This is a genomic window from Streptomyces sp. NPDC059785, from assembly GCF_042732375.1.
In the GTDB taxonomy this organism is placed as follows: domain Bacteria; phylum Actinomycetota; class Actinomycetes; order Streptomycetales; family Streptomycetaceae; genus Streptomyces.
On the sequence record NZ_JBHWHV010000042.1, the window covers coordinates 25,757 to 40,058 of the forward strand.

General features: G+C 72.8%; 10 protein-coding genes. 7 read left to right on the plus strand and 3 right to left on the minus strand.

Annotated elements, in window-relative coordinates; all coding sequences use genetic code 11:
- Positions 1–137 precede the first annotated feature (137 nt).
- The 3 genes from ACFV6E_RS28085 to ACFV6E_RS28095 all read left to right on the plus strand — a co-directional run bounded on the left by ACFV6E_RS28085 (position 138) and on the right by ACFV6E_RS28095 (position 2,755).
- The gene (locus tag ACFV6E_RS28085) at positions 138–1,604 is read left to right on the plus strand and encodes an amino acid permease (RefSeq protein ID WP_385173612.1); all 1,467 of its coding nucleotides are present in this window, start codon (positions 138–140) and stop codon (positions 1,602–1,604) included.
- 56 nt (positions 1,605–1,660) lie between these two features.
- A complete protein-coding gene (locus ACFV6E_RS28090) occupies positions 1,661–2,140 on the plus strand; it encodes an Appr-1-p processing protein (protein WP_385173609.1) in 480 nt (159 codons plus the stop codon).
- Positions 2,141–2,275: 135 nt separating this feature from the next.
- Positions 2,276–2,755, plus strand: coding sequence for a hypothetical protein (locus ACFV6E_RS28095; protein WP_385465356.1), 480 nt, complete (start codon positions 2,276–2,278; stop codon positions 2,753–2,755).
- 85 nt (positions 2,756–2,840) lie between these two features.
- Here the strand turns inward: ACFV6E_RS28095 and ACFV6E_RS28100 are convergent, their stop codons facing one another.
- On the minus strand, positions 2,841–4,331 hold the full coding sequence (locus tag ACFV6E_RS28100) for a M1 family metallopeptidase (RefSeq protein ID WP_385465360.1): 1,491 nt from the start codon (positions 4,329–4,331) through the stop codon (positions 2,841–2,843).
- Positions 4,332–4,514: 183 nt separating this feature from the next.
- Between ACFV6E_RS28100 and ACFV6E_RS28105 the strand changes: the two genes are divergently transcribed.
- Together ACFV6E_RS28105 and ACFV6E_RS28110 are read left to right on the plus strand one after the other, a co-directional pair.
- Entirely contained in the window at positions 4,515–6,479 is a 1,965-nt protein-coding gene (locus ACFV6E_RS28105; RefSeq protein ID WP_385465363.1) for a Xaa-Pro dipeptidyl-peptidase, read from the plus strand.
- On the plus strand, positions 6,476–7,762 hold the full coding sequence (locus tag ACFV6E_RS28110) for a M14 family zinc carboxypeptidase (protein ID WP_385173598.1): 1,287 nt from the start codon (positions 6,476–6,478) through the stop codon (positions 7,760–7,762). Before ACFV6E_RS28105 ends, ACFV6E_RS28110 begins: the two co-directional genes overlap by 4 nt.
- Before the next feature lie 95 nt (positions 7,763–7,857).
- Here ACFV6E_RS28110 and ACFV6E_RS28115 read toward each other — a convergent pair whose 3' ends face one another.
- Positions 7,858–8,832: an FAD-dependent oxidoreductase gene (locus ACFV6E_RS28115; protein WP_385465366.1), complete on the minus strand. Its 975-nt coding sequence runs from the start codon at positions 8,830–8,832 to the stop codon at positions 7,858–7,860.
- Positions 8,833–8,898: 66 nt separating this feature from the next.
- Between ACFV6E_RS28115 and ACFV6E_RS28120 the strand changes: the two genes are divergently transcribed.
- Positions 8,899–9,963: an oxidoreductase gene (locus tag ACFV6E_RS28120; protein ID WP_385465369.1), complete on the plus strand. Its 1,065-nt coding sequence runs from the start codon at positions 8,899–8,901 to the stop codon at positions 9,961–9,963.
- A gap of 162 nt (positions 9,964–10,125) precedes the next feature.
- The gene (locus ACFV6E_RS28125; RefSeq protein ID WP_385465372.1) at positions 10,126–11,763 is read left to right on the plus strand and encodes an ABC-F family ATP-binding cassette domain-containing protein; all 1,638 of its coding nucleotides are present in this window, start codon (positions 10,126–10,128) and stop codon (positions 11,761–11,763) included.
- 113 nt (positions 11,764–11,876) lie between these two features.
- Here ACFV6E_RS28125 and ACFV6E_RS28130 read toward each other — a convergent pair whose 3' ends face one another.
- Entirely contained in the window at positions 11,877–14,276 is a 2,400-nt protein-coding gene (locus ACFV6E_RS28130; RefSeq protein WP_385465375.1) for a Tex family protein, read from the minus strand.
- Positions 14,277–14,302 lie beyond the last annotated feature (26 nt).

A 14,302-nucleotide genomic window follows, 5' to 3' on the forward strand; every position in this document is an offset into this window, starting at 1 on the left:
CTGTGCCATCGCATACGGAAGTGATCCACGGGGAAGGTGCCGCGACGGTTCGTGCCGCGTCAGCACGGGTGCGGGCCGAGGCACATCCGCACCACCCGCGCACCTGGTGCGCGGGGCACCAGAGAGTGGATCCACCCGTGAGCAAGGAAGCCGTGGACACGGCCCACGCCGTACCCCCCACCGATACGGCCCGGACCCCCGCCGACGCGGGTGACGCCGGTTACAGCAAGGACCTCAAGGCCCGCCACGTCAACATGATCGCGATCGGCGGCGCGATCGGCACCGGTCTCTTCCTCGGAGCGGGCGGCCGGCTCCACGACGCGGGCCCGGCGCTCGCCGTCGCCTATCTGGTCTGCGGCGTCTTCGCCTTCTTCGTGGTGCGGGCGCTGGGCGAGCTGGTCCTGTACCGGCCCTCCTCGGGATCGTTCGTGTCGTACGCGCGCGAGTTCCTCGGCGAGAAGGGCGCGTACGTCGCCGGGTGGATGTACTTCCTGAACTGGTCGACCACCGGGATCGCGGACATCACCGCGATCGCGCTCTACACGCACTACTGGAGCCTGTTCACCGACATCCCGCAGTGGGTGCTGGCGCTGATCGCGCTCGCGGTCGTCCTCGCCGTGAACCTGATCTCCGTGAAGATCTTCGGCGAGATGGAGTTCTGGTTCGCGATCATCAAGGTCGCCACCCTCGTCGCGTTCATGCTGATCGGCATCTTCCTGCTGGCCACCCAGCACGACGTGGGCGGCAGCACCCCGGGGACGAGCGTCGTCAGCGACCACGGCGGGATCCTGCCGCACGGCGCCATGCCCGTCGTCCTGGTGATGCAGGGTGTGATCTTCGCGTATGCCGCCCTGGAACTGGTCGGCGTCGCCGCGGGCGAGACCGCAGAGCCGGAGAAGGTCGTCCCGCGCGCGGTGAACTCCATCATGTGGCGCGTAGCCCTGTTCTACGTCGGCTCCGTGGTGCTGCTCGCGCTGCTGCTGCCGTCCTCCGCCTACACGGCCGGCGAGAGCCCCTTCGTCACGGTCCTGTCCAAGATCGGCGTCCCGGCGGCCGGTGACGTGATGAACCTGGTGGTGCTCACGGCGGCCATGTCGTCGCTGAACTCGGGCCTGTACTCCACCGGCCGCATCCTGCGCTCGATGGCGATGTCCGGCTCCGCGCCGCGGTTCACCGCGCGGATGAACCGCAGCCAGGTCCCGTACGGCGGCATCCTGCTGACCTGCGCGGTGTGCGTCCTCGGCGTCGGCCTGAACTACCTCGTGCCCAGCCAGGCCTTCGAGATCGTGCTGAACGTGGCGTCCCTCGGGATCATCAGCACCTGGGTGATCATCATGCTCTGCCACCTGGTGTTCGTCCGCCGCGCCCGCGCGGGCGAGGTCACCCGCCCGTCCTTCCGGCTCCCCGGCAGCCCGGTCACCGAAGTCGTCACGATCGCCTTCTTCGCCGTCGTCCTGGCCCTGATGTGGAACGACCCCGAGGTCGGCCGCAAGACCCTGTTCCTGATCCCGCTGCTGGCCATCGCCCTGGTCGTCGGCTGGTACGCCATCCGGCGCAGGGTGGGACGGGGAGCGGAGCAGGGGACGGGCAAGAGCACGCGCTAGCGGGGCCGCCGGCCTCCCCGGGGGCCGTTGTCAGTGCCTGCCTCTACGGTGGCGTCATGTCGGGGATCGCGTATGTCCGGGGTGACGCCACCGTTCCGTCGGCCAAGGGCGTCAAGGTGATAGCCCATGTCTGCAACGACATCGGGGGCTGGGGCAAGGGCTTCGTCGTGGCGCTCTCGCGCCGCTGGCCGGAGCCGGAAGCGGCGTACCGTGCCTGGCACCGCGACCGCGCGCGCAACGACTTCGGGCTCGGCGCCGTGCAGTTCGTCCAGGTCGACCGTCTGGTATGGGTGGCGAACATGGTGGGGCAGCGGGGCATAGGCACCGGCAGCAAGGGCGTCCCGGTGCGTTACGAGGCCATCGACGCGGCGCTCGGCGCGCTGGCCGGCCGGGCCGCCGGGCTCGGCGCCTCCGTCCACATGCCCCGCATCGGCTGCGGTCTGGCCGGCGGCAAGTGGTCACGGGTGGAACCGCTCGTCACCGAGCGGCTGGTCCGGCGCGGAATACCGGTGACGGTGTACGACCACGACGGGTGACGTCCGGGCGGGACGGCGGCTTTCGGCCGGTCCCCTCCGCCCCGGTCGCCACGACTTCTCCGCCAACCTCACCAGGTATGCCAACTCGGCCTGGAATATGCGTTGTTGATATGTGCTCGTGGGTAAGCCACGGGCATGTATCTCCTGCCGCTCCCGCTGGGTCCGCTCAATCCGAGAGTCCAGGACATCCTCTGCGCGCTGCTGCTGTTCGCGATCTGTTTCCTGCTGGTGTCCCGGCTGCTGCGCCGGATCAACCGGGTGCTCCACGCCCGTGCCGCGGCCACCGACGGCACCGCCGCGGAGGCCGCCGCCCTCCGGGCCCGCGCCGAACACGAACGGGCCCGGGCCGAACTGCTGCTGGCCGGGGCGCGGCACGAGGCCGCCCGTCTGAGGCAGCGGGCCGTCGAGGAGGGCGCCGCGCTCCTCGACGCGGCCCGCGCGGACGGGCGGCGCGCCCGGGACGAGGCCCTCGCCGAGGGCCAGGCCCGGATCGAGTCCGAGCGCGCCGCCGCCGAGGCCGAACTCCGGATGACCGTCTCGGAGCTGGCCTCGGCGCTCGCCACCCGCGTGGTGGGCGAACCGGTCTCGGCGTCGGGCCCGCCGCACCACGGCTGACGGCGCCCCCGTACGGCATCCGGGCGCCGTCTCCCAGACGGCGCCCGGACACCCGTACCCCGCGAGTTCCATGTGCTCAGCGCGCTCAGTCGCCGTGCACCGAGTCCGTCGCCGCGATCTTCTTCCAGGACTCCGGCTGTGCGGGCACGCCCTTCGCGCGGGTGAGCGCCGCCGCCCCGGCGGACGGCGCGCCCGGCTTGGACGGCTGGAACAGCCAGGTGTCGAAGAGCGCGGCGAGCGGCTTGCCGGACACCTGCTCGGCGTACTTCCGGAAGTCGGCGACCGACGCGTTGCCGTAGGCGTGCTCCCGCGGCCAGCCCTTCAGGACGGCGAAGAACGCGTCGTCCCCGATCTCGTTGCGCAGCGCCTGCACGGCCAGCGCGCCCCGGTCGTAGACGGCGATGTCGAACTGGTTCTCCGGCCCGGGGTCACCGGGCTTCACCGTCCAGAAGGCGTCGTCGGCCGGGTGCGAGGCGTACACGTAGTCGGCGAGTTCCTGTGCCGTGCCCTCGCCCTCGTGCTCCGACCACAGCCACTGCGCGTAGCGCGCGAAGCCCTCGTTGATCCAGATGTCCTTCCAGCCGGCCACGGAGACCGAGTCGCCCCACCACTGGTGGGCCAGCTCGTGCACGACCACGGAGACGTTGGTCCCGCTCGCGAACTGCCGGGGGCTGTAGAACGGCCGGGTCTGCGTCTCCAGCGCGTACCCGGTGTCCGTGTTCGGCACGTACCCGCCGAGCGCGTCGTACGGGTACGGCCCGAAGTACTCGCTCAGCCAGTCGGCGATCTCCCCGGTCCGCTCCACGCTCGCGCGGGCCGCCCCGTAGTTGTCGCCGAGGTCCTTGCTGTAGGCGTTGACGACCGGGATGCCGCTCTCGCTGGTCCCGGTCGTGACGTCGAACTTCCCGACGGCGAGGGTGGCGAGGTAGGTGGCCTGCGGCTTGTTCGAGCGCCAGTTGTAGCGGGTCCAGCCCAGCTTCGAACTCGTCGACTGGAGCGTGCCGTTGGAGATGGCCTGGGTGCCGTCCGGCACCTGCACGGACACATCGTAGGTGGCTTTGTCGAGCGGGTGATCGTTGCTCGGGAACCACCACCAGGCCGACTCGGGCTCGTTCGCCCCGACACCGCCGTCCGGGGTGCGGTGCCAGCTCGTGAAGCCGTACGCCTGCTTCGCGGAGGGCACCCCGCTGTAGCGGACGACGACGGTGATGTCCGTGCCCTTGGCCAGGGGCGGCTTCGGGGTGATCTCCAGCTCGTGCTCGCCGGAGGTGGCGAACGACGCCCTCGCGCCGTTGACCCGTACCTCGCTCACGTCCAGCAGGAAGTCCAGGTCGAACCGCGACAGGTCCTGCGTGGTGCGGGCAAGCAGGGTCGCCGTGCCCTCCAGCTCGTCCGTGGCCGGCTGGTACTTCAGCCGCAGGTCGTAGTGGGAGACGTCGTATCCGCCGTTGCCGTAGGCCGGGTAGTAGGGGTCGCCGATGCCCGGAGCGCCCGGGGTCGCGGTCGCCGCCGATGCCGGGATCGCCAGCAGCAGGGAGGCGGCGAGCGCGCCCGGTGCGATGAGTCTGCGGTGCACGTCCAGCTCCAAGTCGTAGATGCGCGAGATCTGTTCGGAGCCTATTGACCACCTGTGCCCCTGGTCATGTCCATGGCCCCACCCGTCACACGATCGCCATGCGGCCGACATGAGCCAACCCGGCGACACACCTTTCAGGCGCCCCCTTTCTCGCGGCGGCCGACCAGGGGTACCTTCCCGCGCATGCCGACATGTGCGCGCCAAGCGCGTCTCACCGCCTGGAGATCGCTCGTCACGGCGGCCACCGCCGCCCTGTTCGCCGCGCTCCTGTCTCCCGCCGTCGCGCAGGCGGCGCCCCGGGAGAGCGAGCCGGTCTACTCCTACGAGAACGCCATCCGTGAGTCCGTATGGGTGGACACCGGCCTCGACGGCGACGGCGACGGGCGGCCGGACCGGGTCGCCGTGGACATCGTCCGGCCCTCTGAGCCCGCGCGGCAGGGCCGCAAGGTGCCGGTCATCATGGACGCCAGCCCGTACTACTCCTGCTGCGGGCGCGGGAACGAGAGCCAGAAGAAGACGTACGACGCCGACGGGAACGTCGTACAGATGCCGCTCTTCTACGACAACTACTTCGTGCCGCGCGGCTACGCCTTCGTCGGCGTCGACCTGGCGGGCACCAACCGCTCCGACGGCTGCGTGGACGTCGGCGGCCCCTCCGACATCCGCTCCGCGAAGGCCGTGATCGACTGGCTGGGCGGCCGGGCCCGCGCCTACACCACCCGCACCGGCGCCACCACAGCCCCCGCGGGCTGGACCAATGGACGCACCGGCATGATCGGCAAGAGCTGGGACGGCACCATCGCCAACGGCGTCGCCGCGACCGGCGTACGGGGTCTTGAGACCATCGTCCCGATCGCCGCGATCTCCTCCTGGTACGACTACTACTTCCAGCAGGGCGCCCCGCTCTACGACTCGGGCCCCGAATGGCTCTCCGACTACGTGGACAGCCCTGACGCCCGCGCCAAGTGCGCCGCCGTGCAGCAGGCGATCGTCAAGGGCGCCCCGCGCACGGGTGACTGGACGCCGTTCTGGACCGCGCGCGACTACGTCGAGGACGCCTCCAAGGTCAGGGCCAGCGTCTTCGCCGTGCACGGGATGCAGGACCTCAACGTCCGCACCAAGCACCTCGGGCAGTGGTGGGACGCGCTGGCGAAGAACGGCGTCGAGCGCAAGATCTGGCTCTCCCAGACCGGGCACGTCGACCCCTTCGACTTCCGCCGCGGCGCCTGGGTGGACACCCTGCACCGCTGGTTCGACCACGAACTCCTCGGCTACGACAACGGCATCGACGACGAGCCCATGGCCGACATCGAGCGCCACCCCGACCAGTGGTCCACCTCCGCCGTCTGGCCGCCGCGTGACACCAAGACCGTGACCCTGCGGCCGTCCAAGGGCGCCACGGCGGGCGTCGGCACGCTCGGCCCGCGCACCGGCGGCGGGACCGAGACCTTCACCGACGACCCGGCGCTCAGCGAGACCGACTGGGCCGCCCGGACCGACACGTCCACCCCCGAGAAGGCCGGGTTCAGCACCGGCACGCTCACCCGCGACCTGCGTCTGTCCGGCTCCTCCACGGTGACCGTCACGGCCACCCCGACCACGTCCACCGCCCACCTCTCCGCGGTCCTCGTCGACCTCGGCCCGGACACGATCCGCGACTACGCCGACGGCGGCGAGGGCATCACGACGCTCACCGACCGCACCTGCTGGGGCCCGAGCACGGCGGGCGACAGCTCCTGCTACAAGGTCACGCGGGCGGCGACGGCGGACGTCGGCTACACCGTGGTCAGCCGCGGCTGGGCCGACCTGGGCACGTACGCCTCCGCCCGCAAGGGCGTCCCGCTGACCCCGGGCAAGGCGTACACCCTCACCATCGACCTGGCCGCCACCGACCACATCGTGCCCGAGGGGCACCGGCTCGCGCTGATCGTCGCGGGCACCGACAAGGACCTCATCGACCCTCCGTCGAGCAGGCCGACGCTGACGCTCGACCTGGCCCGCACCTCGGCCCGCCTCCCGCTCGTCGGCGGCACCGCCGCCTTCGCCCGGGCCACCGCGGGCGCCACCGCGCCGTCGCACACCGCGGTCCTCGACGGCGTACGCGACCCGCGCACCGCCGCCCACCCCGTCCCGGGCGGGCACCGGTGACGGGCCCCCGTACCCGCGCCCTGGCCGTGGCGGCCGCCGCCACGGCCCTGGCCGCACCCCTGGTGGCGGCGCCCGCCCACGCGACCGGTGCCCCGCCGCGCACCGGGTTCGAGCGGACCGGCGGCGCGCACTGGACGAGCCAGGCCGAGGAGACGGACTTCCTGGCGGCCGCCGACCGGGCGAGCGCCCTGACGTCCGTCACCCGCATCGGCACCACCGACGAGGGCCGCCCGCTCCGGCTGGTCCGCGTCGGCGCCGACCGGGCCACCACCACCGTGCTCCTGGTCTGCTCCCAGCACGGCGACGAACCGGCCGGGCGGGAGGCGTGCCTCAGCACCGTCCGCGACCTCGCCTACGCGAAGGACCCGGCGACCCGGCGGTTCCTCGCCCACACCACGGTCCTCGTGGTGCCCACCGCCAACCCCGACGGCCGGGCCGCCGACACCCGCGGCAACGGCGACGGCACCGACGTCAACCGCGACCACCTCGCCCTCACGACGGCCGAGGCCCGCGCCGTCGCCGCGGCCGTCCGCGACCGGCGCCCCGACCTGATCTACGACCTGCACGAGTACAGCGCCACACCCGAGTACTACGACAAGGACCTCTTCGACCTCTGGCCGCGCAACCTCAACACCGACACCGCCGTCCACCGGGAGGCCAAGGCCCTGTCCGAGGTTTACGTACGGCCCGCCGCCGGACGGGCCGGGTACTCCACCGGCACGTACGGCATCTGGACCGACCCCGTCACCGGCGACCCCGTGAAGCAGACCGCGGGGGACGGGCAGGAACGCATCCTGCGGAACATGTCCGGCGTCAAACACGCCGCCGGACTGCTCATCGAGAGCCGCGTGGACCCCCTCACCGACGCCGAACGGGCCGACCCGGCGCTGAACAACCGCCGCCGCGTCGACTCCCAACTGGCCGCGCTGCACGGCCTGTTCACCTACACCGGCGAGCGCGGCAGGACCCTCGCCGCCGCCACGCACACGGCCCGCCTGTCCGGCCTGCGCGACGACGGCCCGGTGTACCTGGGCGGCGCGGACAACGACCCCGCCGGACCCGCCGACGTCCTCACCGACCCGCCCTGCGGCTACCGGCTCAGCGCCGCCCAGTACGCCGACGTCCGCGACGCACTCGCCCTGCACGGCGTCCGCGTACGGCACACCGGCGACGACGGCGCCTTCGTACCGCTGCGGCAGTCGCTGCGGGCGCTCGTCCCGCTGCTCCTGGACGGGCGGGCGCAGTACCACCTCACGGCGGGGGAGGCAGACCCCGACTGCTAGACGGCGCCCGTCAGTCGGAGGCGGCCCGGTCCCGACTGCTGGTCGGCGGTCGTCAGTCGGAGGCGGCCCCGGTCCCGACTGCTGGTCGGCGGTCGTCAGTCGGAGGTGGCCCGGTGCCGGCCGGTGGCGAGACCGGCCGCCTCCAGCGCACACCCCCAGGCCACCGTGACGCCCGCGCCGCCGTGCCCGTAGTTGTGCACCACCGTCCGCCCGTCGGGCAGCTTCTCGTGCTCCAGGCGAACCGTCGCGCGGCCGGGACGCAGGCCCACCAGATGGCCCAGCACCCGCGCCCCCGCGACCTCGGGACACAGGCCCGCGCACCGCCGCACGATCTCCTCCGCCGTCCGCGGGTCCGGCGTCAGCGACCAGGCGTCGTCCTCGGCGGTCCCGCCGAGCACCAGCCGGTTGCCCGGCTGCGGGAAGAGGTACGAGGTCGTGCCGGTCGCCGGGTCGGACGCCACCAGCCAGGTGTCGACGCCGGGGTTCCGCACGACCACGAGCTGTCCGCGCACCGGCCGTAAGGAGGCGTCCCCGACCAGCTCCCGGGCGCCGAGCCCGGTGCAGTTGACCACGGTGGGCGCCGGCGCCTCGGCGACATCCGTCACCGTACGCGTCTCGATGCCGCCGCCCGCCGCGAGCAGCCGGGCCCGCAGCCCGCGCAGGAACACCGGCATGTCGATCAGCGGCAGCCGCGCCCACAGGCCAGGGCCCGGGTACTCGCGGTCCGTCGCCGCCCGCAGCCCCGGCACCCGGGAGGTGAGCGGGTCCTCGGCGTCCAGCCGGGAGCCGCCCAGTACGCCCTCGACCATGCGTACGCCCGTCTCGCCGGGGCGCGCGGCCAGCTCCCGGTACACGGAGAGCGAGCGCAGCGCCCAGCCGCGGACGAGCCCCTCCGGCTCGATGCGGTACGGCCACCACAGCGCACCGGCAACCGCCGAGGTCGTCGCCTCGGCGGGCTCGCGGGTCCACACCCGCACCCGGCGCCCGGTCTCCGCCAGCACCACGGCCGTCGTCAGGCCGATGACGCCGCTGCCGATCACGATCACATCACCGCTCGCAGCTCTCTCCACGCCGGGACGTTAGCGGAATCCGGCATGCCGTGCTCACATCACGCTCAGTCCGGGAATACTCACAGCATGTCTGCCGAGTATGCGACCTTCGGCCTGGCACCGGCGATGCGGCCCGGTGGAGTCCTCGCCAACGGTGACTACCAAGTCCACCGGGATTTCGTCGACTTCATCGTCGACGGACGGCCCCTGCTGTTCCAGCTCTCCGACCTCGACGCGGTCTCCCCGCTCGCCTCCGACGTACCGCCCGCGATCTTCGCCGAGCAGGTACGCGGCCTCCTCCTCGAGGCCGAGGCACCGCTGGCCGACCGCCGCTACGTCATATACGGCTGCCCCGAGTGCCAGTCCATCGAGTGCGGCGCCGTCACCGCCGTCATCGAGCGGACCGACGACGACTACGTGTGGCGGGACTTCGCCTGGCAGACCGACGCGCGGGCGGACCTGGAACTCAACGGCTACCACGGCATAGGCCCCTTCCGCTTCGCCGGCGCGGAGTACCGCGGCGCCCTGCGCTCCCTGCTCGACGGCGACGGCCACGGCTGCCGGGACAGGGACAGTGACGGTTACGGTGCGGGCAGCGGGGGACGCCGCCGGGTGCTGCTGATCGGCGCCCGCGTCGCCGTGCTCGCCAGGCTCGCCGCCGCGCTGCGCACCATCGGCATCGGCGCCGACATCACCCACGACGCGGCCGGCGTACCCGCCGACGAACTGCGCCAGTACGGTGCGGTGGCCTTCGGCCGCGCCGTCGGCGAACCCGAGCGCGCCGCCGTACGGGAGTCCTTCGAGCGCGCGGGGGTGGAGGTCGCCTACGTCGACGGGCTCGCCCCGATCGTGCCGCTGCTGGTCGCCCAGATCGAACACGCCCTGGACCGCAGCCCGCTGGAGCGGCGCCGGCTCACCCGCCTGGTGGCCGCCGACGGCGAGGCGGGCGTCGAGGTCACCTCCACCTGCCGGGTGCAGCTGACCGCGTACCGCCTCGACCGGCTGTACCGCACCCACGCGCACGAGGTCTTCGACGGCATCCTGGAGGCGGGCCGGCACCGGGTCGCCCTGGACGCCAAGGCGGTCAAGGGGCACTCGTTCATCGTCGCCCGGACCTCGGGGAGCGTACTGGTGGAGGCGATGGCCCGCTGAGCGGGCCACGGCCGACGGGGCCGCCCGGGGTGGGAAGACCCGGGCGGCCGGTGGGCCCGCCCGGTCCGGAAAACCCGGGCGGGTCCGTCCGGGGACGTGGTGGCCGGGGCCCGGAACACCGGGCCGACCCGCAGGCGCACGGCCGTTAGGATCAGCGGTCTGATGACTGCCACCCTCGTCGCCAAGAACCTCGCCGCCGGCCACGGCGACCGCTCGCTCTTCACCGGACTCGACCTCGTCGTCGCGCCCGGCGACGTGATCGGTCTCGTCGGTGCCAACGGCGCGGGCAAGTCCACCCTGCTGCGGCTGCTCGCCGGACTGCTCACCCCGGAGGAGGGCGAGCTGCGGCTCTCCCCGCCGACCGCCACCGTCGGGCATCTGCCGCAGGAACCGGAGCGGCGGCCCGGCGAGACCGTACGGGAGTTCCTCGCCCGCCGCACCGGCGTGGCCGAGGCCCAGCGCGTGATGGACGAGGCCACGCAGGCGCTGGTGGACGGCGCGCCGGGCGCGGACGACGCCTACGCGACCAGCCTGGAGCGCTGGCTCGGCCTCGGCGGCGCCGACCTCGACGAGCGGGCCGAGGAGGTCGCCGGCTCCCTCGGCCTCGGCGTCGGCCTCGACCAGGAGATGACCTCCCTGTCCGGCGGCCAGGCCGCCCGCGCGGGCCTCGCCTCGCTGCTGCTCTCCCGCTACGACGTCTTCCTGCTCGACGAGCCCACCAACGACCTCGACCTGGACGGCCTGGAGCGCCTCGAACGGTTCGTCTCCGGGCTGCGCGCCGGCACCGTCGTCGTCAGCCACGACCGCGAGTTCCTCACCCGCACCGTCACCAAGGTCCTCGAACTCGACCTCGCCCAGCAGCAGATCACCCTGTACGGCGGCGGCTACGCGTCCTACCTGGAGGAGCGCGAGACCGCCCGCCGGCACGCCCGCGACGACTACGAGGAGTACGCCGACAAGAAGGCCGCCCTCGAGGGCCGGGCCCAGATGCAGCGCTCCTGGATGGACAAGGGCGTCAAGAACGCCCGCCGAAAGGCGAGCGACAACGACAAGATCGGGCGCAAGTTCCGCAGCGAGGCCAGCGAGAAGCAGGCCGCCAAGGCCCGGCAGACGCAGCGCATGATCGAGCGCCTCGATGTCGTGGACGAACCCCGCAAGGAGTGGGAGCTGCGGATGGAGATCGCGGCGGCGCCCCGGTCGGGCGCCGTCGTCGCCTCGCTGCGCGACGCCGAGGTGCGGCGCGGGGACTTCGCCCTCGGTCCGGTGACGCTCCAGATCGACTGGGCGGACCGGGTCGCGGTCACCGGCGCGAACGGCGCGGGCAAGTCGACGCTGCTCGGCGCGCTGCTCGGGCGGGTCCCGCTCGACGCGGGGTACGCGGCGCTCGGCTCCGGCGTGGTCGTCGGCGAGGTCGACCAGGCGCGCCGGCTGTTCCACGGGCCCGAGTCGCTGCTCGACGCGTTCTGCGCGGCCGTACCCGACACGGAACCTGTCGAGGTACGTACGCTGCTGGCCAAGTTCGGCCTCAGGCCCGACCATGTGCTGCGGCCCGCGGCGACGCTCTCCCCGGGTGAGCGGACGCGCTCGGCGCTGGCCCTGCTCCAGGGACGCGGCGTCAACCTCCTCGTCCTGGACGAGCCCACCAACCACCTCGACCTGCCGGCCATCGAGCAGCTGGAGTCGGCGCTGGAGTCCTACGAGGGGACGTTGCTGTTGGTCACGCACGACCGGCGCATGCTTGACGCCGTGCGGACGACGCGGAGGGTGGTGGTGGCCGGGGGCGAGGTGACGGAGCTGTAGGCGCTACGTCACCTCGCCCTACCGGCGAACGGTTCTCCTCTGCGGGTGCGTGGGGGCTGGTCGCCCAGTTCCCCGCGCCCCCGAAGGGGCGCGTCCGCCGCCGTCTCCGCTCGTCAGCGACCGCCCCTCTTCGGGTCCACCAACCCTGCCCGGCGCAGCGCGTCCGCCATCGCGCTGTTGGCCGGCGCGGGGGCCTGGCGTGAGGCGCCGCCGCCGCTCTGGTTGCCGCCTCGGCCGCCGCGCTGGCGGTCCCGCTGCTGCGGGGGACGGCCGCCCCGCTGCTGCGGGCGTCCGCCGCCGGACTGGCCCTGCCAGCCCTGCGGAGCCGCCTCGTCGTCCAGGCGCAGCGTCAGCGAGATCCGCTTGCGCGGGATGTCGACGTCGAGGACCTTCACCTTGACGATGTCGCCCGGCTTGACCACGTCCCGCGGGTCCTTGACGAAGGTCCTGGACATCGCGGAGACGTGGACGAGACCGTCCTGGTGGACGCCCACGTCCACGAACGCGCCGAACGCGGCGACGTTCGTGACGACGCCCTCCAACACCATCCCGGACGCAAGGTCGCCGATCTTCTCGACGCCCTCCTTGAACGTGGCCGTCTTGAAGGCGGGACGCGGGTCGCGCCCCGGCTTCTCCAGCTCCTTCAGGATGTCCGTGACGGTCGGCAGACCGAACTTCTCGTCCACGAAGTCGCCGGGGCGCAGCGAACGCAGCGTCCCCGTGTTGCCGATCAGGGCGGCCACCTCGCTGCCCGTGGTCTTCACCATCCGCCGGACCACCGGGTACGCCTCCGGGTGCACGCTGGAGGAGTCCAGCGGGTCGTCGCCGCCTCGGATCCGCAGGAAGCCCGCGCACTGCTCGTACGCCTTCGGGCCGAGCCGCGCCACGTCCTTCAGCGCCGTACGGGAGCGGAAGGGGCCGTTGGCGTCGCGGTGCGCCACGATGTTCTCGGCGAGGCCCGAGGTGATGCCGGAGACCCGGGAGAGCAGCGGCGCGGAGGCCGTGTTCACGTCCACGCCCACGCCGTTCACACAGTCCTCGACGACCGCGTCCAGCGAGCGCGAGAGCTTCACCTCGGACAGGTCGTGCTGGTACTGCCCGACACCGATCGACTTCGGGTCGATCTTCACCAGCTCGGCCAGCGGGTCCTGGAGCCGGCGGGCGATGGAGACCGCGCCGCGCAGCGACACGTCCATGCCGGGCAGCTCCTGGGAGGCGAAGGCCGAGGCCGAGTACACGGACGCGCCCGCCTCGGAGACCATCACCTTGGTGAGCTTCAGCTCGGGGTGCTTGGTGATGAGCTCGCCGGCGAGCTTGTCGGTCTCGCGGGACGCCGTGCCGTTGCCGATGGCGATCAGCTCGACCGCGTGCTCCTTGGCGAGCCGGGCCAGCTTGGCGATCGCCTCGTCCCACCGGTTCGCCGGGACGTGCGGGTGGATGACGTCCGTCGCGACGACCTTGCCGGTCGCGTCGACCACGGCCACCTTCACACCCGTACGGAAACCGGGGTCGAGCCCCAGCGTCGCGCGGGTGCCCGCGGGCGCGGCGAGCAGCAGGTCCCGCAGGTTCGCCGCGAACACGTCGACCGCCTCGTCCTCGGCGGCCGTGCGCAGCCGCAGCCGCAGGTCGATGCCGAGGTGCACCAGGATGCGGGTCCGCCACGCCCAGCGGACCGTGTCCTTCAGCCACTTGTCACCGGGCCTGCCGTGGTCGGCGATGCCGAAGCGGTGCGCCACGATCCCCTCGTACGAGGACGGGCCGGGCTGCGCAGCCTGGTCGGCCGGTTCCTCCGGCTCCAGGACGAGGTCGAGGACCTCCTCCTTCTCGCCGCGCAGCATGGCCAGAATGCGGTGCGAGGGCAGCTCGGTGAACGGCTCGGCGAACTCGAAGTAGTCGGCGAACTTGGCGCCCGCCTCCTCCTTGCCGTCCCGCACCTTCGCGGCCAGCCGACCCCGCTTCCACATGCGCTCGCGCAACTCGCCGATCAGGTCGGCGTCCTCCGAGAACCGCTCGGTGAGGATCGCGCGGGCGCCGTCGAGCGCGGCCTGCGGGTCGGCGACGCCCTTGTCCGCGTCGACGAACGCGGCGGCCGCCGCCAGCGGCTCCACCGACGGGTCGCCGAGCAGGCCCTCCGCCAGCGGTTCGAGACCCGCCTCGCGGGCGATCTGCGCCTTGGTCCGCCGCTTGGGCTTGAACGGCAGGTAGATGTCCTCCAGGCGGGCCTTCGTCTCTGCGCCGCGGATCCGGGCCTCCAACTCCTCGGTGAGCTTGCCCTGCTCGCGCACCGAGTCGAGGACCGCGGTCCGCCGCTCCTCCAGCTCCCGCAGATAGCGCAGCCGCTCCTCGAGCGTGCGCAGCTGCGCGTCGTCGAGCATCTCGGTCGCTTCCTTGCGGTAGCGGGCGATGAAGGGCACCGTCGACCCGCCGTCGAGCAGGTCGACCGCGGCCTTGACCTGTCGCTCCCGCACGCCGAGCTCCTCGGCGATCCTGCCTTCGATGGACCCTACTGCCATGGCCGCGCTGGACCCGGGTGTCGTCA